Here is a 21,127-nt window from a genome sequence, read left to right on the forward strand (position 1 = left end):
ATTAATAAAAATATTATGAAAAAAAAAACATTCGCAAAAATTCCTATAAAATATGCAACTCTTAAAACATCTCAAATAATCCTTATTCCTGTTCCATACGATTATACAGGGACATGGAAAAAAGGATCTAAAAAAGGACCTAAAGCTTTTTTAGATGCCTCAGAACATATGGAATTATATGATATAGAAACTAATTCTGAAGTATACAAAAGAGGAATTTTTCTTGTTAACCCTTTTGTAAATTCTTCAATTTCTTCCAGAGAAATGGTAAAAAAAGTTTATAATGTTACTAAAAAGTATCTTTTAAAAGAAAAATTTATTACTTTCATTGGTGGAGAACATTCCATTTCCATAGGAAGTATCAGAGCTTTTGGAGAAAAATATACTAATATGAGTATTCTTCATATGGATGCACATGCAGATTTACGTCCTATCTATAATGGAGATCCTTATAATCATGCATGTTCTATGCATGAAGCCTCTACAAAATATCCTGTAATACAGATAGGAATTCGAAGTATGGATATTTCAGAAAAATCGTACATCCAAAATGGGAACATCTTTTATTTTCATGAAATTTATCAAAATGATTTATGGATGAAAAAAGCTATTAAAAGACTATCTGAAAATGTATTTTTAAGCATAGATATAGATGTTCTTGATCCAAGCATAGCGCCTTCTACAGGAACTCCAGAACCAGGAGGTTTATCTTGGTACACAACTTTAAAATTTTTGAAAATGGTTTTTCAAAAGAAAAAAATTATAGGTTTTGATATTGTAGAACTTTTACCAAATGAACGAGAATTTTCTACAGATTTTTTAGTCGTTAAACTTTATTATAAACTATTGTCATACAAATATGAATTAATAACTTATCAATCATGAATCAAAAAATGATCATAACTATAGATGGATATTCTTCTTCTGGAAAAAGTACTTTATCTCAAGCGCTTTCTAAGAAATTATCATACTCCCATATAGATACTGGAGCTATGTATAGAAGTATTACTTTGTTAGCTATTAGAAAAAAAATTTTCAACAGTGATTTATGGAATGTCAAAAATTTTATACCTATTTTGAATAATATAAATTTCCAATTTAAATGGAATAAAAAATTGAATCAGACAGAAATTTTTTTAAATCAAGAAAACGTTCAATCTGAAATTAAGTCAATAGAAGTGACAGATAAAGTCAGTTTCATCGCAAGAATTCCAGAAATTCGGGAAAAATTATCAGAAATCCAAAAAAAATTTGGGAATCAAAAAGGGGTTATTATGGAAGGAAGAGACATGGGGTATAGAATTTTTCCTCATTCAGAATTAAAAATATTTATGAAAGGATCTATAAATGTTCGCGCTCATAGAAGATATCAAGATTTTCAAAAAAAAGGAAAAAAAGTTTCTTATGAAGAAATACGAAGAAACATTTTTCATAGAGATATGATGGACATTTCTCGTAAAGTTTCTCCACTTCAAAAACCTATAGATTCCGTAGAAATAGATAATACATTTCTTAATGTTGAAAAACAGTTAGATCTTGTACTTCAATTGGTAGATAAGATTAGAAAAAAAAAGAAAATATGAAACTTCTAGATGGAAAAATAGCCATAGTTACAGGTGGTTCAGGAGATATAGGAAAATCTATAGTGAAAACATTTGTAAAACATGGAGCCTATGTTATTTTTACATACTTTTCATCAAAAAAAAACGCTAAAAAATTAGTGAAAGAATTAGAAAATTCTGCAGAAGCTTACGAAATAGACCTAAAAGATTTAAATTCTTCTAAAACCTTTGTTCAAAGAGTTATAGACAAATTTGGAAGTATAGATATATTAGTCAATAATGCTGGAATTATAAGAGATAATTTTTTATTTAGAATGTCTGAAAAAAATTGGGATACAGTTATTCGTACTAATATTTATTCTGTTTTTCATCTGACTAAATATGTCATATTTCCTATGATCAAACAAAAAAATGGAAGCATCATTAATATGAGTTCCGTTATAGGAATAACAGGAAACTCTGGACAAACTAATTATGCGACATCCAAAGCTGGAATTATTGGTTTTACTAAATCTATAGCTAAGGAATTAGGAAAAAAAAACATACGTTGTAATGCCATTGCTCCTGGATATATTTCTACGAAAATGAATTCTTTTTTTTCTCAAAAAACAAAAGAAAATTGGATAAAGAATATTCCATTAAAAAGACCGGGAATTCCTCAAGATGTGGCTAACTGTACTCTATTTCTAGCCTCGGATTTATCCAATTACATAACTGGATCTGTTTTAAATGTTAATGGAGGACTAATTTAATTTAAATGTACTCAAATAAAAAGATTGTACAAAGTTTAGGAGAAATCCTAAAAGCTAAATCCATATTTCATATAATAATCTCTCCAGGTTCTAGAAACGCTCCAATAATTATTCACTTCACACAACATAAAGACTTTAAAACTTATAGTATTGTAGATGAACGTTGTGCAGGTTTTTTTGCTTTAGGAATAGCTCAAAAAATAAAGAATCCAGTAGTTCTTAGTTGTACTTCTGGATCTGCTGTTGTTAATTATTATCCTTCAGTGACAGAAGCTTTTTATCAAAATATTCCACTTATTTTTCTTACAGCAGATCGTCCTAAAGAAATTATAAATATTCTAGAAGGACAAACCATTCATCAAGAAAATATTTTTCAAAACCATGTAGAATTATCTATTCAATTAACAGAAGATGAATCAAAATTAGGATTATGGTATAATGAAAGATTAATCAATGAATCTATTAATAAATGTATCGAAAAAAAAAAACCGATACATATTAATATTCCATTTTCAGAACCTCTTTATGAAACCACTGAATTTTTACACGTAAAACCTAAAATTATCAATACTTTTCCTGTAAAAAATTGTATTGAAAAACCTAAATATTATCAAAAAGAAAAACAGATATGGAAAAAATCTAAAAAAAAAATGATTTTGCTAGGTTTATATAATAATACAGGAAAAAAATTAGAAAAAATTTTAAATAAATTAAGTAAAGATCCTTCCATAGTTATTTTCACGGAAACTACATCTCATGTGTACGGAAAATTTTTTTTCTCCTGTATAGATCAACTACTTTTCAGTATGAAAGATACTGAATGGATAAATTTAAAACCTCACATTTTATTAACTATTGGTGGAAATATTATATCCAAAAAAATAAAGTATTTTTTAAGAAAAAAACCTCCTAAGTATCATTGGCACATAGGAGAAAATAATGATGTAAATAATTACCCAGATACCTATTATAGACTAACCACCTATTGGCCTATAGAACCAGAATTTTTTTTCAAAATATTTCATTTTTACAGTTTAGAAAGTTTAAAATCATCGGATTATCGATATAAATGGGAAAAATTGAAAAAATGTAGAAGAAAAAAGAATGACTCTTTTTTAAAAAAGGAGAAAAGTTTTTCAGATCTCAAAGTTTTATTTTGCATATTCAAATCTATTCCTAATCATTCAGTTTTACAATTAGGAAATAGCACGATAATAAGATATTATCAACTTTTTGAGAAAAAAAACCCCTCCATAAAATCTTATTGTAATAGAGGAACTTCTGGGATAGAAGGAAGTGTTTCTACTGCGATAGGTTATGCGGTTAGTAGCAAAAAAAAGGTAACTTTAATTATCGGAGACATAAGTTTTTTTTACGATAGTAATGCCTTATGGAATAATTATATTCCAAATAATTTTCGACTTATACTTATTAACAATGGAGGAGGTAGTATTTTTAGATCTATTTCAGAATATAAAATTCCTGAAAAAATATTCAATTTTTTTGAAACAAAACATCTTTTTACTGCAGAAAAAATTTGTGAAATGCATAATTGGAAATATGAAAGAATATCCAATAAATTCTCTTTGAAAAAGAGTTTAAATATTTTTTGGAATAAATCGGATGTTCCTTGTCTACTAGAAATAAATACTCAAAAATCTAAAAATGCAAAAATTTTGAAAAAATATTTATCCTATCTTTCTTGATTTTAAAGATAAAAAAATATCCCATATAGCTTTGATTCTAGCTAAGATTTCTCTAAATTGTGTTTTACAATCAAAAGAGAGACTTTTAGCGTTAAAACCTATGACATCTAAACCGAAACAATTTCCAATGAATATGGCTCTTTCATTATGAAATCTTTGAGAAATTATAGTAAACTTTTTTTGATTAAAAACTTTATAGACTCTTAATACAGAATGTATAGTGCTGATTCCAGAAAAATCTTCATATATAAAATAATCGGGGATTCCCTTACTTATTAATTCTTTTTTCATCATTTTTGGTTCATTATAATTCTTTTCTCTATTATCTCCACTTACGATAATATAACGAATTTTTTTCTGATAAAACAGAAAACAAGCGGCATCTATCCTATATTTAAAATAAGCATTTAATCCCCCTCCATGCAAATACTTAGAAGTACCTAAAACGACTCCAAATGTATTATATGGAATTTTTTCAATATTATCATAGCTTTTTCTTATAGCCCATAAACTAATTCCTAGATAACAAATAACTATGATAAAAACTATAATAAAGAATATACGTTTTATGGTTAGTTAACACAATCGTATTCTAAAAAAGATCGTCTTCTATGATCCATTCTCCCTTTTCTAAAAAAAAATCCACTTGTTTAAATTTTATGTTTTTAGTTTCTCCTGTAATTAGATGACGGATATTAATTCTATTATTTCTTCCTAATTTTTTCCCATTTTTTCCTTTCAAAAAAGGATCTATCATTCTAGGATGATTTGGAATACATAAAATATCACTTTTCATTATAATAGACTTCAGCAAAAAAGAAATTACCTGTTTGTTAATTTCATAAACTCTTTCTTGAAATAAATTAAAAGCATTTTGCTTATAAACAATCAGAGGATCTTTTTGTTCAAAAACTGCATTTTGCACTGAATATCGCAAACTATCCATTTCTCGTAAATGTTCTTTCCATTTTTCATCTAAAAAACACAATATAGTTTTTTTTTCAAATATAGAGAACAATGATAATCCACGACTATCATAAATTTCTTTTAAGCTTGATACAGAACTAATATTGTTGATTCCATCCGTAAACATAACCTGAATTTGATAATCAGTTTCGTCCTTCTCTATTATATGAGATATAACAGGAATAATTTCTTTAAAAGCTATTCTTTCTTTTTTTTTCTCATAAAAATCTATAATAAGATCATGAAGATAATTGATACAATCACGTTCTTTATAAGAAAAAAATTCACTCTCTTTTATAGGAAATACAAGTCCAAAAGTTTGAATGAATTCATATTCCAAATTTTTAAAATCATTCAAAGATTTGTTCAACAATATCATATTGTCTAATAAAACATAGATCATATTAGAAATATCTAAACTTAACTCTTCTCCACATAAAGCATTTCTACGTTTTTTATAAATAAATTCTCGCTGTTTATTAATAACATCATCATAATCTAGCAAACGTTTACGTATACTAAAGTTATTATCTTCTATTTTTTTTTGTGCTCTTTCTATAGATTTTGTTAATAAAGGATGTTGAATAATATCTCCTTCTTTATGTCCGAAACGATCCATTAATTTAGAAAGTCTTTCTGAATCAAGAAATAAACGAATTAAATTATCTTCTAGCGATACATAAAACTGAGAAGAGCCTGGATCCCCTTGACGTCCAGAACGTCCTCTTAATTGATTATCTACCCTTCTAGAATCATGTCTTTCCGTACCTAAAACAGCTAAACCTCCATATTTTACGACTTCATTCGAAAGCTTTATATCCGTCCCTCTTCCTGCCATATTGGTTGCTATAGTGACTGATCCAGGGAGTCCTGCTTTCTCTATAATTTCCGCTTCTTTATCATGTAATTTAGCATTTAAAACATTATGTGCTATTTTCCTAAATTTTAAAGCTCTGCTAAGAAATTCAGAAACTTCAACAGATGTGGTTCCAACAAGAACAGGACGTTGTTCATATTTAGATAAATGAATAATTTTTTCTATAATTGCGTTATACTTTTCACGTTTTGTTTTGAAAACTAGATCTTGTAAATCCTGTCTTTGCATAGTTTTATGTGTAGGAATGACTACTACGTCTAATTTATAGATATGCCAAAATTCTCCAGCTTCTGTTTCTGCAGTTCCAGTCATTCCAGAAATTTTTTTATACATTCTAAAATAATTTTGTAAAGTTATGGTAGCAAAAGTTTGACTAGAAGATTCTATTTTTACTTTTTCTTTAGCTTCAATAGCTTGGTGAAGACCATCTGAATAACGTCTTCCTTCCATAATCCGACCAGTTTGTTCATCCACAATTTTCACTTTTCCATCCATAACTACATAATCTATATCTCTTTCAAATAACGTATAAGCTTTAAGAAGTTGATTAACAGTATGTATACGTTGTAATTTGACAGTAAAATTTTTTAAAAGATTTTCTTTTTCTTTTGTTTCTTTCTCTTTTGAGTGATTTTCTTTTTCTAATTCAGTAATTTCCACATTAATATCAGGTAAGACAAAAAAACCTACATCTTCTACATTTTTAGATAGAAATTCAATTCCTTTATCTGTTAATTCTACAGTATTATTTTTTTCATCAATGACAAAATAAAGATCTTGATCTACTTTATGCATATCTCTACCATTATCTTGTAAATATTGACTTTCCACTTTTTGTAAAAGCAAACGTATTTTATCTTCACTTAAGAATTTAATCAATGATTTTTTTTTTGGTAAACCACGGTAAGCCTGAAAAAGTTTAAAACCACCTAATTTTTTTTCTCCAGATTTAATTAAATTTTTAGATTCTTGAAAAAATTTTGTAATTTCTATATTTTGTTGATTAACAATTTTTTCTACTTTATCCTTTAATAATTTAAATTCCTCTTTATTATCTTTATGAGGGTGAACTGGTCCTGATATCACTAAAGGAGTACGTGCTTCATCTATTAAAACAGAATCAATTTCATCTATAATAGCATAATTCAAATCCCTTTGAACTAATTCTTCTTTAGAACAAGCCATATTATCACGTAAATAATCAAAACCAAATTCATTATTAGTTCCATAAGTAATATCCGCTTGGTAAGCTTTTTTACGCATATATCCATTAGAAGATGGATAATTATCAATACAATCCACTCTTAATCCATGAAATTCCATTAAAGGAGCCATCCAATTAGCATCTCTTTTAGATAAATAATTGTTTACTGTAACAATGTGAACTCCCCTTCCAGATAGAGCATTTAAATAAGCAGATAAAGTAGCCACAAATGTTTTTCCTTCTCCAGTTGCCATTTCCGCTATTTTTCCTTGATGTAAAACTACTCCTCCCATTAATTGAACATCATAATGAACCATATCCCATATGATAGATTTTCCATATGCGTCCCATTTATTCTTCCAGATCGCCTTATCATTTTGCAATAAAACATAAGATTTTTTTTTTGACAATTCCTTGTCAAAAAGAGTAGACTTGACTATAAGTTGCTTTTTTTCTTTAAAACGTTTAGCTGTTTCCTTAATAACTGCAAAAGCTTTGGATAAAAGATTCATCAAGACTTCTTTTTCCGTATTGTAACATTCTTCTCGCAGTTTTTCTATTTTCAAGTAAATTTCCTCTAAAGTACTTATAGAATAAGATTTTTCCTTTATTTTTTTAATGAAATATTTTTCCTTTTCATAAAATTTTTTTGTAGCCTCTTTTATGATCTCTTTAAATTTTTTAGTGCTATTCCTTAATTCATCATCTGGTAAAAAAGATATTTTTTTTTCTTCTTCTTTTATATGAATGATGAATTTTTTTACTTCTTGAAGATCTCTCTCATTTTTATTTCCCAATAAATTTTTTAATATTTTTTTAAAAAAACTCATTAAATACTATGATTAAAATATAAACAGATAATTAAAGTTCATATTCATCTCTATTCCAATAAAAATCTTCGTCATCACGTGGATAATCCGCCCATATATCTTCTATGGATTCAAAAACTTCTCCTTCTCCATTTTCTAATTGTTGAAGATTTTCCACGACTTCTAATGGAGCGCCAGTGCGAATAGCAAAATCAATTAATTCCTCTTTTGTTGCTGGCCAAGGGGCATCTTCTAAATGAGAAGCTAATTCTAAAGTCCAATACATATATGAATTATATTAAAAAAATCCCAAAAATTTTTTTGCAAAGAAATGACATTTATTTGATTTTCAAAAATCAATAAACTTTTTCACATACAAGATAAAATTAGTGTATTTAAATTACAAATAATTTGATATTATTTTAAACATATATAAGATGAAAAAATTTCCTAGAATTGTATTTATAGGTTCTACTCCTTTTTCTTTCTTCTCTTTGAAAGAATTATATACTCGAAAATATAATATTGTAGGAATAATCACGACTCCTGATCCTCCATTTTTTAAAAAAAAAAATTCTTTTCCTATCAAAGAATATGCTTTAGAAAATCATATTCCTCTTTTACAACCAAAAAATCTTTTGGATTATTCTTTTTTGAGAAATTTTACAATGTGGAAAGCAGATATACAAATTGTTGTTTCTTTTAGAATTTTACCTATAGAAATTTGGTCTTATCCAAAAATGGGGACTTTTAATTTACATGCCTCACTTCTTCCTCAATATAAAGGAGCTGCCCCTATAAATTGGGTTATTCTCAATGGAGAAAAAAAAACTGGATTAACTACTTTTTTTATTTCTAATCAAGTAGATTCTGGAAATATTCTTTTGCAAAAAGAAGTAGAGGTAAAAAAAGATGAAACGGCTGGAGAACTTGAAGATAAATTAAAAAAGATTAGTGGATCTATAGTTAGAAAAACATTAGAAGGAATTTTACAAAAAAAAATTAAACCTATTCCGCAAAAAATCATAAGTTCTTCCTTATTAAAATATGCCCCAAAAATATCTCCTATAGATTGTAAAATTCATTGGAAGGAAAATTCTATAGATTTTATTTATAATAAGATAAGAGGACTTAGTCCTCATCCATCAGCATGGACAACATTATTTTTTCATAAAAATAAATTTGTAAGATTCAAAATTTTCTTTGTAAAAAAAATACGAAAAGTACACAATTTTCCAATTGGATTAGTCATCCTTTCTTCCTGTGAAATGAAAATTTCTGTAAAAGAAGGATTTATATCTGTGATTGAAGGACAAATAGAAGGGAAAAAAAAAATGAATATAAAAAACTTAATTAACGGAATACAAATAAGAAAAAATCTTTTTGTTCGATAACAAGTATTTTTTTTTACTACATAAGGCGTTTTATCCATAATAAATCTTTTATATTTGTTATCTGAGTAAATAAATGTTTTATAGTTAATTCAATATATATTTCATGAACAAAACAGAATTGGTGAATTCAATAGCTGAAAAAACAGGGATGACGAAAATAAAAGCAAAAAACGTTACGGATGCATTTATTGAAACGGTTATTGAATCCCTAAAAAAAGGAAATAAGGTTACCTTAGTTGGATTTGGTACCTTTTCTGTTGTAGAAAGAAATCCAAGAAATGGGGTTAATCCTAGAACAGGAAAAAAAATTTTCATTCCAGGAAAAAAGGTCGCTAAATTCAAAATAGGCGCAGAATTAACAAATTTGTAATTTTATTTTTTCCATAGAAGATAAAAGTGCTACACTACTTTATCTTCTATTTTTTTCTTCCTTTTTAGTCAGGGAGATAATCTATACAGATTCCATTTATTAGTTTTAGTTAAACTGTAAACCAATCTATCATGAAGTCGATTCGGTTGTCCTTGCCAAAACTCCATTTTATAGGGTTTTACGATATATCCCCCCCAATCAAAAGGACGTTTTATTATATTTTTTTTAAAGAAAGAACTCCACTTTCGATATTGAATCAATAAATGTTGTTTAGATAAAACAACAGTACTTTGTTTAGAAGCCCAACATCCTACTTGATTTTCTATAGGTCTTTTAGAAAAATATTCATCTGATTGATTTTTTGATAATTTCATCACATTTCCTTTAATGAGAATTTGCCTTTCTGTATTTGGCCAATAGAAAGATATACATACTTTTGGTCTTTTTTGAATGGATCTACCTTTAAGGCTCCGATAATTTGTATAAAAAATAAATCCCTCTTCAGAATACATTTTCAGCAAAACTATCCTTGTTTCAGGAACTCCATCTTCTCCTATAGTTGAAATCGACATAGCATTATATTCTTCGTTGACTTTATGAATATTTTTTTCTTCTTGAAACCATTTATGAAATAATTTGAAAGGATCTAAAGGGACCTCTGTTTCTATCAAAGAATTTTTTTTATAAATTTTCCTATAATTACTTAAATCAAAAATCATAATATTTTATGTAAGAAATGTTGATTTGATTATATATCAAATAAAAATATATTAACTTTATTACACAAGAAGTTCTCGATGCTTGTTTCATTATTTTTCATTATTATTGATATGATGCGTGATAGCTCAGTTGGTTAGAGCGTTGGATTCATAACCCAGAGGTCGGGGGTTCAATTCCCCCTCACGCTATCATGTTAATGTGTAAAGTTAAAAAGTATAACATGCACTTTTCCATTTCTAGCTTTTCTCTTTTACAAGAATTATATTTTTTACATAAAATTATAAATACTAAATATCCTCTTTTTAAATTCAAAATTTTTGGAAAAAAATTGCTAATCATGGTTTCTGATTTAGAAAATCATTTGGTTACCGCGGAGATACAAGTATATGTAAAAAAAACTTCCGAAGAAAAAATAGCTATTCATCCAAAATTGATGATAGAAATTTTAAAAACTTTTCCGAATGAAACTGTTTTTATCAAAAAAGAAAAAAATACACTGAATATTTATTCTGAACAGGGAGACTACCCAATTCCTATTATCTGTCATGAAAATAAAAATAGACATTATATAACTATTTTTTCCAGTATGGAAAATTTTGAAAAAGGAAAGACTTTGAAAATTACTTTATTTTCCAAAATACTTTTAAAAATTTTGAATAAAACTTTGTTTGCTACAGGAAATGAGGAAATAAAACCTGTTATGAATGGAGTTTTCTTTCGATTTTCTCCAAAAGGATCAACTTTTGTTTCCACAGATACTTATAAATTAGTTAAATACACATTAAAAAATGTTAAATCTAATCAATACATAGAGTTTATTATTTCGAAAAAATCCCTTAAAATACTTAAAAATATTTTATTTAATGAAAAAAAAAGTGTGACTATTGAATACAAAAAAATGGGAATGCTCAAATTCAATTTTGAAACTAAAACTTTTCTATGTGAACTAATAAACGAAAAATATCCAGATTATCATTCTGTTTTTCCTAAAAAGAAAGATATTTCATTTATTATTAATCGTCTTTTTTTTTTAAATTCTATTAAAAGAATATCTCTTTTTTCTAAAGAAAAAACAAATTTTATTCGATTTAATTTCATTGACAATACATTAAAAATTTATGAAGAAAATACAAAAATTTCTATTTTTTCAAAAATTCGATGTAAATACATCGCTGAATATTTTCGAGATGAATCCATAATAAAAATGGGTTTTAATTCAAAATTTTTAATAGAAATACTATCCTCTTTTAAGGAAGATTTTGTTAGTTTTGAACTCTATAGTTCAAATAGAATGGGTATTTTAAAACCATATTCTTCTTCAAAAAAAGAAGAATCAATTTTGATATTGATTATGTCTATAATAGTATGAGAATTTCATATAATTGGCTTAGAAAATATATTTCTATTGATCTTAGTGCAAAAAAAATATCAGATATTTTAACGGAAATAGGTTTATCAGTAAAAAATGTAATAAAAAAAAAAATAGGAAAAACAGAAGATTCTATTTTGGATGTAGAAATTACTCCTAATCGTTCTGATGCAATGAGTCATTACGGAATAGCTCGTGACTTATATGCTGTTTTAACATTCCGCGGTTACAAAACCCATTTATCAAAACCAATAATAAGTAATTATCCAAAAGATATTAATAAAAAATATAGTTTTAAAATTTTTATCGAAGATAAAAATAAATGCAGAAGATTTTCTGGACTGATTCTTTCTAAAATAGAAACAAATTCATCTCCGAATTGGTTAAATAACCAATTAAAATCTATTGGAATCAAACCCATCAATAATATAATAGATATCACCAATTTTGTAATGAATGAATTAGGACTACCTATACAGGTTTTTGATATGGATCAAATAGAAGGAGAAAGCCTTATAATAAAAAACGTAAAAAATAAGATTTATTTCAATTCCGAAGATAATCGAAAAAGAATACTCAATGAAAAAGATTTTATCATTTCTGATAAAATAAAACCTCTATCCATAGCTGGAATTATAAATGAAACTAACTTAAATATTAATATAAAAACTAAAAATATTTTCTTAGGATGCGCCTATTTTAATCCTTTAGATATCCGTTCTATTGGAATCAGACACATGATAAAAACGGATGCTAGATTTCGATTTGAAAGAGGAGTAGATCCTAATCTCACAGTATATGCTTTAAAAAGAACCGCTTTTCTTATAAAAAAAGTTACAAACTGTAACATGAGTTCTGATATAATGGATATTTATCCTAATCCAATAGATCCTTTTACAATAAAACTTCGTTATCAAAAAATACATGATCTTATCGGAAAAAAAATTTCCGAAAAGATCATCAAAAAAATTTTATTACTACTTGAAATAGTTATTCTTGATGAAAAGAAAAAATCTTTGCTAGTTCTTGTTCCTCCTTATAGAATAGATGTACAAAGAGAAGTAGATTTAATAGAAGAAATATTACGCATTTATGGATTAACCAAAATAAAAATCTCTAAAAAAATACAAATTTCTCCACTTCCAAATTTTTTTTATAAAACAAAAGAAAAAATCCAAAAAACTATTTTCAATCAATTAGTAAATTATGGTTTTCAAGAAATTATCAATCCTCCTCTCATAAGTCAAAACAAAGATTCTTTATTATTGAATTTTTTTTTCAATAGAGAAGAAATCAGGATTTTAAATCCTTCCAATAAATCCTATAATTCCATGCGTTCCAGTTTATTATTTGGAATGATCGATAGAATAAAACATAATTATAATAGAGGAAATCAAAAAATAAAATTCTTTGAAATAGGAAAAATTTATTATAAAAGGAATCATCAATTTTTAGAAAAAACCTATTTAAGTATTGCTTTATCGGAAAAAGATAAAAACAAAAAAAAAATCATGGAACAAAAAAATTCTTTGTTCTTTGATTTGAAAGGAATTATAGAACAAATTTTTCAGAGAATTGGGATTTTCCATTATACTCAGATAAACTCTACTCATCCTTTTTTAAGAGAAAGTATATCCATCAAATATAAAAATAAAAATCTAGTAGAATTAGGAAAATTAAAAGAAAATTTCTTCAAAGATCAGGAAGTTTTTTATGCGGAAATAGATTGGGAATATTTGATTTATATAATTCAAAAAAAAAAAGTAATATTTGTTCCCTTTTCTAAATATCCTACTTCCAAAAGAGACTTATCATTCTTAGTGGATAAAACCATCTCCTTTGAAAAAATTTATCAGTTAATAAAAAAAAAAGAAAAAAATTTGATCAAAAAAATTAAGATATATGATTTATATGAAGGAAAAGATTTACCAAAAGAAAAAAAATCCTATACAATAAGTTTCTTTTTTGAAAGTCAAGAAGAAACATTAACAGATTTGATGATGTATGAAGTGATGAAGAAAATAGAAAAGTTTCTAAAAAACGAGTTAGGAGCAAAAATTAGAGGAATATCTCAATAAAAAAAATTCTATATAAACTGAGATAAGTTTATTAAAATTTTTCTCATTCCGGTTTCTTTTTCTATAATTTTTGAAATCTCTTTTATAGGAACTCTTTTTTGTAACATCGAATCTCTATATCTCATTGTTACTGTATCGTTATCTATGGTCTCGTAATCTATGGTAAAACAAATAGGAGTTCCAATAGCGTCTTGTCTACGATATAGTTTCCCAATAGATTCTTTTTGATCATAAACTAATCTATAATCTATTTTCAAATCTTGAAATATTTTTTTTGCAATTTCTGGTAATCCGTCTTTTAAAACTAACGGAAATATAGCTGCTTTTACAGGTGATAAAAAGGGTGGAATTTTTAGGACAATTCGTTCCATCCCATTATCCAATTTTTCTTTCTTAAGAGAAGAAGAATATATAGCAAGAAAAAAACGGTCTAAACCTAATGAAGTTTCTATTACATAAGGAATGTAGTTTTCTGGATTATCTCCAAAAACTCTTAATTTTTTTTTGGAAAAAAATTCATGTCTTTTCAAGTCGAAATCTCTACGAGAATGGATTCCTTCAATCTCTTTAAATCCAAAAGGAAAATTAAATTCTATATCCGTTCCTGCGCTAGCATAATGAGCTAGATGATCATGATTCCGCAACTGATATTTTTTATCTCCCAAATTTAATTCTAAATGCCATTTTAATCTAATTTTTTTCCAATATTCATACCATTTCATTTCTTCCTCCGGAAGAATAAAAAACTGCATTTCCATTTGTTCAAATTCACGCATTCTGAAAAGAAATTGTCTTGCCATAATTTCATTTCTAAATGATTTTCCTATTTGAGCAATTCCAAATGGAATTTTTTTTCTACTAGATTTTTTTACAGAAAAAAAATTAGAAAATATACCTTGAGCTGTTTCTGGACGAAGAAATAAATCTCCTTTTTCTTCTTTAATCTTAAACATCATATTAAATGAACGAATATCTGTCCAATTATTCGAACCACATATAGGATCAGAAATATTTAATTCGTCAATTAAAACACGAATATCTAATAAATCCTTTTTTTTTATAGATTTATCTAAACGAGATAATATTTTTTCATTTTTACGATTTCTGATGACTTGAGAAGTTTTTTGTTCTTTTTGCATAAGATTTATCTTCTCTCTAATTAATACCTCAGGACTATATCTTTTCTTAGAATCTTTGTTATCAATTAACAATTCATTAAATTTCTCAATATGTCCAGATGCTCTCCAAATATCAGAATGCATAAGTACAGAAGAATCCAATCCTACTATATTTTCATGAAGTTGAGTCATTGATTTCCACCAATATTTTTTGATATTATTTTTCAATTCTATTCCGTATGGTCCATAATCATATACTGCATTTAATCCTCCATAAATTTCACTAGAAGGAAAAACAAAACCGTAGTTTTTAGCATGAGCTGCTAAGAAATGGAGAAAATGATTGTTTTTCTTCATCATACAAAGAAATGAAAATTTAGATAAAAATCAACAAAAACATAAATATTTTTCCAAATCTAAAGCTGCCATACATCCTGTTCCAGCAGAAGTGATAGCTTGGCGATATGTAGGATCTTGTACATCTCCTGCAGCAAATACTCCTGGTTTATTAGTACTAGTACTTCCTTTTTTTACAATGATATACCCTCTTTCATCTAAATTCAATTGATTTTTAAACAATTTCGTATTAGGAGAATGACCGATAGCAATAAACAAACCGCTTATTAAAATAGTTCTACTAATTTTATTTTTAGTGTTCAATATCTGAATTCCTTCTAAAAAATCATTTCCCATAATTTTTGTAATCTGAGAACAAAAAAATATATTCACATTATTTATTTTTGAGATTCTATATTGTAAAGCTTTGGAAGCTCTGAAATAGTTTTTTCTAACTACTAAATATACATTTCTGCAAATTTTTGACAAAAAACTAGCTTCTTCTAAAGCTGTGTCTCCTCCTCCTATAATAGCTACATCTTTTCCTTTATGAAAAAAACCATCACAAGTAGCACAAAAAGAAACTCCTAATCCCAAAAATTTTTTTTCTTCATCCAGTCCTAAAAATTTAGGACTGGAACCTGTAGCGATAATAATCCCTTTACTTTCTATATTTTCTTCATTTTTTTTCATATAAACACGATGTATTCCGCCTTTTTTATCAGAAAAATATACTTTTGTAATAGTTTTATGAATAATAATAGTATTAAAACGCTCTGCTTGTTTTTTACAATTTTCCATAAGTTCATTTCCACTAATTCCTTCATAAAAACCTGGATAATTATCTACCTTTGTTGTAGATGTTAATTGCCCTCCCGGCTGCATTCCTACAAATAGAACAGGATGAAGATCTGCTCTTGCTGCATATATAGCCGCAGTATATCCGGCTGGACCGGATCCAATGATTACACAATCCATTATTTTATTTTTCTTTAACATAAAGAATGCTTACTTTGGATTTTACTTAATTCTGATTCTAAAATTTAGATATTTTTTACTTAAAAAGTTATTAGATATGTTCGTTTTTTCCTTTTTTATTAATCATTTACATTTGAAAAAAATTCAAAACAAAACTTACGTATTTTGCATGATTCGAAAAAAATGGTATCTCTTTACAAAAGAAGAAGGAATCCGTCAATATATAATTTTTTTTCTAAAAAAAGTAAAAAAATACAGAAGTTCTAATATTTTAGTAGAAGTCCCTTTTCAAATCAATCAATTCAAAAAAAGATTAGACATCCTGGTTCTTTTTAAAAAGAAACCCTATATTCTCATTGAATGCAAAGCTCCGAATATTTTATTAACACAAAAAACTTTCGATCAAATTTCTAGATATAATAAAAAGATAAAGGCTCCCTATTTAATGGTTAGCAACGGAATAAAAAATTTCGTTTTCCAAACAGACGAATATAATAAAAAGTTTTCATTTTTGAATGATCTTCCTATGAACGATACTTTTACTTTTTTTAATCAATCGAAGACATATAATCAATTAGATCTACGAGTTTAGTAGAATAACCTACTTCATTATCATACCAGGATACTACTTTGATAAAAGTAGGGCTCAACATGATACTTGAACTTGCATCGAAAATAGAGGTTCTTGGATCTCCTAAAAAATCTGAGGAAACAACAGCTTCTTCTGTATACCCTAAGATCCCTTTTAATGAAGTTTCAGAAGCAACCTTCATACAAAACTTGATATCATCATAAGTAACTACATTCTTCAAACGAACAGTCAGATCTAATACAGAAACATCAGAAATGGGAATTCTGAAAGCCATTCCAGTTAATTTTCCATCTAAACTTGGAATAACTTTTCCAACAGCATTGGCTGCACCTGTAGATGCTGGAATAATATTAATTAAAGAAGAACGCCCAGCTCTCCAATCTCTGGTGGATACAGAATCCACTATTTTTTGAGTAGCAGTAGAAGCATGTATGGTAGTCATTAATCCTTCCAAAACTCCAAAATTGTCATTCAAAACTTTAATTATCGGAGCTAAACAATTCGTAGTACAAGAAGCATTTGATACTATTCTTTGATCTTTTTTTATAGTTTCATGGTTGACCCCCATCACATACATGGGGATATCTTCTCCTTTTGGTGGAGCAGACAATATGACTTTTTCCGCTCCTGATTGTAAATGTAAACTCGCTAAATTTCTGGTTAAAAAAAAACCTGTCGATTCCACTACATAATCGACATTTAAATCTCCCCATTCTAAATTATGAGGATCTTTTTCATTAGTAACTTTTATTTTATTTCCATTTAAAATTAAATAATTTTCATTTTCTATGCGGATTTCCCCATTAAAAGGACCATGAACAGAATCATATTTTAATATATATGCTAAATATTCTATGGAAACTAAATCATTGACAGATACGACTTGGATATTTTCTCTGTTTAAAGCAGACATTAAAACCAGTTTTCCTATCCTTCCAAGACCATTGATTCCTATTTTAATTTTGGACATATTTAATAAATTTTTTATAATTTTTTTATAAATTTTTAACTTTTAAGAAAGTCATAAAAGCAGATGAAGGGATCTCGACTTTTCCTATTTTACGCATTTTTCTCTTTCCTTTTTTCTGTTTTTCCAAAAGTTTTCGTTTTCGAGAAACATCTCCTCCATAGCATTTATCTATTACATTTTTTCTTAAAGCTTTAATAGTTTCTCTGGCTATAATTTTTCCAGAAATAGAAACTTGAATAGGAATGCTAAATTGATGTTTTGGGATCAGAACGGATAATTCTTGACATATTTTTTTCGCCATAAAAAAAGCTTCATTTTTATGAACCAAAAGTGAGAGTGATTCTACTTTTTGATGATTAATTAATACAGTGATCTTTTTTAAATCAGAATTTCTATAACCTAAAAATGTATAATCAAAAGAAGCATAGCCCCTAGAAATTGTTTTTAATTTATCATAAAAATCAAATATTATTTCAGATAAAGGCATTTCAAATGTTACATTAACCCTTCCATTGGGTAAATAATCCTGATTCCCAATCATTTTTCCTCTTTTTCCAATGCATAAAGATATGATACTTCCTATAAAATTTTCTTTAGTGAGAATAGAAACCAATACATAAGGTTCTTCAACTTGTTGTATTTTTTCTATTTCTGGAAAATCTGAAGGATGGTTCACTATCATCATCTTTTTTTTCATGAAAATTCTATAAGAAACATTTGGAATAGTAATAATAACTGAAATTCCATACTCTCTTTTTAGACGATCTCTAACAATTTCCATATGAAGTAGACCTAAAAAACCGCAATGAAATCCAAATCCTAAAGCAGGGGAAGATTCAGGACTAAAAGTAAAAGCAGCATCGTTTAATTGCAATTTTTCCATAGAAGAACGTAATTCTTCGTATTTATCAGAATTTACCGGATAAATACTAGAAAAAACCATAGGTTTTACTTCTTCAAATCCACTTATGGCTTTTGAAGCCGGATACTTAGCATCTGTAATAGTATCTCCTACTTTTACTTCATAGGGATTTTTTACTCCAGAAACTACATATCCAACATCTCCTGTTCCAATTCTATTTTTAGAAATACGTTTTAATTTAAGTGTTCCTATTTCATAGGCGCAATAAATTTTTCCTGTAGACATAAAACGTAATTTTTGTCCTTTTTGTATACATCCATTCTTTACTCTAAAATACGACAATACTCCAGTAAAAGGATTGTATAAAGAATCAAAAATCATGGCTTGTAGAGGAGCTTTTGGATCACCTTTTGGAGGAGGAATCCGTTTGACTATTTGATCTAAAACTTCCTTAATTCCCAATCCATTTTTAGCACTAACAGAAAGAATATCTTCTGATTTGCATTTTACTAGTTCTATAATTTCTTCTACGCATTCAGACCTTGAATGAGATAAGTCTATTTTATTTAAAATGGGGATAATCACAAGATTTTTTTTCAATGCTAAATAAAGATTAGATATCGTTTGAGCTTGTACACTCTTAGTGCAATCTACAACAAGTAGGGCCCCTTCACAAGCTGCAATGGAACGTGATACTTCACTAGAAAAATCTACATGTCCGGGAGTATCTATTAAATTAAGTATGTAGACTTTACTTTTATATCTATATTCCATTTGTACAGCATGACTTTTAATAGTAATTCCACGTTCTCTTTCTAAATCCATATCATCAAGTAACTGATCTTGGGATCCTCCTGAAACTGTTTTTGTAAATTCTAACAAACGATCTGCTAGAGTACTCTTTCCATGATCTATGTGAGCAATGATACAAAAATTACGAATATAATCTATTATCATCGTTTTTTGATGTTTATTATGAAGACCTTGAAGGGATTCGAACCCATTCCATAGGAACCGGAATCCTATATTCTATCCGATTAAACTACAAGGTCTTAAATTTTAAAATTTCTATTGTTGAATAAATCCATTGTTTTTTGTAACCCATTTAAAACAAATGAAAATATTATTTCTAGACTTATTTCCAATCTATTAAATAGATTTTTTAATTCCTCTTCCTTCCAATTCCCTAATACATAATCTATTTTTTTTTTCTGATAAAAATGATTTTTAATCCCAAAACGCATACGCGCATAATGAGATGTTCCTAATTCTTTTTCAATACTTTTTAATCCATTATGTCCTCCATTTCCTCCTTTTCCTCTCAAACGAATATTCCCGAAATTAAGATAAATATCGTCAGATATTACAAGAATATTTTCCAATGCGATCTTTTTTTTACTCATCCAATATTTTACAGATTTTCCACTTTCATTGACAAAAGTAGATGGTTTTAAGAAAAAAAGTAATTTTTCTTGATAAATCAATTTTGAAATCAAACCTAATTTTTTTATCGAAAAAGATAGAAAATATTTTTCAGAAATTTGATCTAAAATAAAAAAACCTAAATTATGTCTTGTTTTTTGATATAGAAATCCAGGATTTCCTAATCCAGTTATTAAAAATTTTTTCATTTTTTTCTTCTTTTTTTAAAAAGAAAAATGCAACCCATAATTATGGTAAAACTAATTATCAAAATTAACCAAAAATTAAAATTTTTTTCTTTTGAAAAGAATTCTTCATTTTTCATGAAAAAAAACATAGTAAATAGAGCAAAAGCATTGTTGAAGACATGTAATAATATGCAGTCTATTATAGAAGAAGTAGTGAAATAAATAAAACCGATGAAACTTCCAATAAGAATCCCTCCTAAAAATTGCCAAGGATTCATATGTGTTATTCCAAATAAAAAAGAAGAAAAGAGGATCGCTTTGATTGGATGTATTTTGTTTTTTAACATTCCATTTAATATAATTCCTCTAAAAAGAACTTCTTCACATATAGGAGCCAACAAAACTGTAGTGGAAAAAAATGGAATTGGATTTTTAGCTTCTTCTTTTAAAAAATCTTCAATTTCTTTATACATATTTCCTAACAATGGACCTTCTTTTGGAACTAAAGAAGTCACGTAGTCGTTAAGTATAATCAAACAAAGCATTACGAAAAAAAGAACAATATAAATATACCATGGAGAAACTTTAAATGATAATTCTATGATTCGGTTTTTTTTTTGAGCTTGGTGAGAAATAAAAATAAATAAAAAAATAAAGGGAATTGTATATGATATAGAAAATATCATACTATCAGGTAAATGGATAGCAATCAATAATTTTCTAAAAATTATGTTAAAAAAGTTCAAACCCGTAAATGCTAAAATCAATAAAACTGATTCTGTGTAGGTTATTTTAAAATATTTCTTCATATTTAAGTAAAAATTCGTTCATTCCCTAATAAAGGGATCTCTAGA

The 21,127-nt window shown here is 27.0% G+C and carries 19 protein-coding genes and 2 tRNA genes; 10 read left to right on the top strand and 11 right to left on the bottom strand.

Features of this window, described 5'->3' with window-relative positions:
* Positions 1-15 precede the first annotated feature (15 nt).
* The 4 genes from speB to menD are packed head-to-tail and all read left to right on the top strand — an operon-like array spanning position 16 to position 4,020.
* The gene (speB, locus tag H0H45_RS02900) at positions 16-885 is read left to right on the top strand and encodes an agmatinase (RefSeq protein WP_185866558.1); all 870 of its coding nucleotides are present in this window, start codon (positions 16-18) and stop codon (positions 883-885) included.
* Complete coding sequence (cmk, locus tag H0H45_RS02905; protein WP_185866559.1) at positions 882-1,583, top strand: (d)CMP kinase; 702 nt, start codon at positions 882-884, stop codon at positions 1,581-1,583. Before speB ends, cmk begins: the two co-directional genes overlap by 4 nt.
* The gene (gene fabG, locus H0H45_RS02910; RefSeq protein ID WP_185866560.1) at positions 1,580-2,314 is read left to right on the top strand and encodes a 3-oxoacyl-[acyl-carrier-protein] reductase; all 735 of its coding nucleotides are present in this window, start codon (positions 1,580-1,582) and stop codon (positions 2,312-2,314) included. Before cmk ends, fabG begins: the two co-directional genes overlap by 4 nt.
* 5 nt (positions 2,315-2,319) lie before the next feature.
* Positions 2,320-4,020: a 2-succinyl-5-enolpyruvyl-6-hydroxy-3-cyclohexene-1-carboxylic-acid synthase gene (menD, locus tag H0H45_RS02915; protein ID WP_185866561.1), complete on the top strand. Its 1,701-nt coding sequence runs from the start codon at positions 2,320-2,322 to the stop codon at positions 4,018-4,020.
* Here the strand turns inward: menD and H0H45_RS02920 are convergent.
* The 3 genes from H0H45_RS02920 to H0H45_RS02930 form a co-directional block, all read right to left on the bottom strand.
* Positions 4,003-4,446, bottom strand: coding sequence for a SanA/YdcF family protein (locus H0H45_RS02920; RefSeq protein WP_238785208.1), 444 nt, complete (start codon positions 4,444-4,446; stop codon positions 4,003-4,005). The two genes, menD and H0H45_RS02920, sit on opposite strands and share 18 nt — an antisense overlap.
* A gap of 166 nt (positions 4,447-4,612) precedes the next feature.
* Positions 4,613-7,897: a preprotein translocase subunit SecA gene (gene secA / locus H0H45_RS02925; RefSeq protein WP_185866562.1), complete on the bottom strand. Its 3,285-nt coding sequence runs from the start codon at positions 7,895-7,897 to the stop codon at positions 4,613-4,615.
* A 31-nt stretch (positions 7,898-7,928) separates the two neighbouring features.
* The gene (locus H0H45_RS02930; protein WP_012821710.1) at positions 7,929-8,162 is read right to left on the bottom strand and encodes a DUF2795 domain-containing protein; all 234 of its coding nucleotides are present in this window, start codon (positions 8,160-8,162) and stop codon (positions 7,929-7,931) included.
* A 151-nt stretch (positions 8,163-8,313) separates the two neighbouring features.
* Between H0H45_RS02930 and fmt the strand changes: the two genes are divergently transcribed.
* Entirely contained in the window at positions 8,314-9,270 is a 957-nt protein-coding gene (fmt, locus tag H0H45_RS02935; RefSeq protein ID WP_185866563.1) for a methionyl-tRNA formyltransferase, read from the top strand.
* Positions 9,271-9,373: 103 nt separating this feature from the next.
* Positions 9,374-9,640, top strand: a complete 267-nt coding sequence (locus H0H45_RS02940; protein ID WP_185866564.1) for an HU family DNA-binding protein — start codon at positions 9,374-9,376, stop codon at positions 9,638-9,640.
* Positions 9,641-9,708: 68 nt separating this feature from the next.
* Here the strand turns inward: H0H45_RS02940 and pdxH are convergent, their stop codons facing one another.
* The gene (gene pdxH / locus H0H45_RS02945) at positions 9,709-10,359 is read right to left on the bottom strand and encodes a pyridoxamine 5'-phosphate oxidase (RefSeq protein WP_185866565.1); all 651 of its coding nucleotides are present in this window, start codon (positions 10,357-10,359) and stop codon (positions 9,709-9,711) included.
* A 115-nt stretch (positions 10,360-10,474) separates the two neighbouring features.
* Here pdxH and H0H45_RS02950 point away from each other — a divergent pair.
* The 3 genes from H0H45_RS02950 to pheT all read left to right on the top strand — a co-directional run bounded on the left by H0H45_RS02950 (position 10,475) and on the right by pheT (position 13,807).
* A tRNA-Met gene (locus H0H45_RS02950) sits at positions 10,475-10,548 on the top strand.
* A gap of 32 nt (positions 10,549-10,580) precedes the next feature.
* Positions 10,581-11,729 (top strand): DNA polymerase III subunit beta, encoded by a 1,149-nt coding sequence (gene dnaN, locus H0H45_RS02955; protein ID WP_185866566.1) that lies wholly within the window; start codon positions 10,581-10,583, stop codon positions 11,727-11,729.
* Entirely contained in the window at positions 11,726-13,807 is a 2,082-nt protein-coding gene (pheT, locus tag H0H45_RS02960; protein WP_185866567.1) for a phenylalanine--tRNA ligase subunit beta, read from the top strand. The genes dnaN and pheT overlap by 4 nt, the downstream gene beginning before the upstream one ends.
* A gap of 8 nt (positions 13,808-13,815) precedes the next feature.
* Here pheT and H0H45_RS02965 read toward each other — a convergent pair whose 3' ends face one another.
* Both H0H45_RS02965 and trxB read right to left on the bottom strand, forming a co-directional pair.
* Complete coding sequence (locus H0H45_RS02965) at positions 13,816-15,282, bottom strand: glycine--tRNA ligase (protein ID WP_185866881.1); 1,467 nt, start codon at positions 15,280-15,282, stop codon at positions 13,816-13,818.
* A 30-nt stretch (positions 15,283-15,312) separates the two neighbouring features.
* Positions 15,313-16,260 (bottom strand): thioredoxin-disulfide reductase, encoded by a 948-nt coding sequence (gene trxB, locus H0H45_RS02970; protein ID WP_185866568.1) that lies wholly within the window; start codon positions 16,258-16,260, stop codon positions 15,313-15,315.
* 148 nt (positions 16,261-16,408) lie between these two features.
* On the opposite strand from trxB, the gene H0H45_RS02975 reads away from it, so the two are divergent.
* Positions 16,409-16,831 carry a type I restriction enzyme HsdR N-terminal domain-containing protein gene (locus H0H45_RS02975; protein ID WP_238785209.1) on the top strand — a complete coding sequence of 141 codons (423 nt, stop codon included), beginning with the start codon at positions 16,409-16,411 and terminating at the stop codon, positions 16,829-16,831.
* On the opposite strand, the gene gap is transcribed toward H0H45_RS02975, so the two are convergent.
* The 5 genes from gap to H0H45_RS03000 all read right to left on the bottom strand — a co-directional run bounded on the left by gap (position 16,788) and on the right by H0H45_RS03000 (position 21,082).
* The gene (gene gap / locus H0H45_RS02980) at positions 16,788-17,801 is read right to left on the bottom strand and encodes a type I glyceraldehyde-3-phosphate dehydrogenase (RefSeq protein ID WP_185866569.1); all 1,014 of its coding nucleotides are present in this window, start codon (positions 17,799-17,801) and stop codon (positions 16,788-16,790) included. The genes H0H45_RS02975 and gap overlap by 44 nt on opposite strands.
* Positions 17,802-17,826: 25 nt before the next feature.
* Positions 17,827-19,614, bottom strand: coding sequence for a translation elongation factor 4 (lepA, locus tag H0H45_RS02985; RefSeq protein ID WP_185866882.1), 1,788 nt, complete (start codon positions 19,612-19,614; stop codon positions 17,827-17,829).
* A 28-nt stretch (positions 19,615-19,642) separates the two neighbouring features.
* Positions 19,643-19,715 (bottom strand) — tRNA-Arg (locus H0H45_RS02990).
* Positions 19,716-20,294, bottom strand: coding sequence for an aminoacyl-tRNA hydrolase (pth, locus tag H0H45_RS02995; RefSeq protein ID WP_185866570.1), 579 nt, complete (start codon positions 20,292-20,294; stop codon positions 19,716-19,718). It lies immediately after the preceding tRNA gene.
* A complete protein-coding gene (locus tag H0H45_RS03000) occupies positions 20,291-21,082 on the bottom strand; it encodes a CPBP family intramembrane glutamic endopeptidase (protein WP_185866571.1) in 792 nt (263 codons plus the stop codon). Before H0H45_RS03000 ends, pth begins: the two co-directional genes overlap by 4 nt.
* Between the last annotated feature and the right edge of the window lie 45 nt (positions 21,083-21,127).

Source organism: Blattabacterium cuenoti (assembly GCF_014252095.1).
Taxonomy (GTDB): Bacteria; Bacteroidota; Bacteroidia; order Flavobacteriales; family Blattabacteriaceae; genus Blattabacterium; species Blattabacterium cuenoti_F.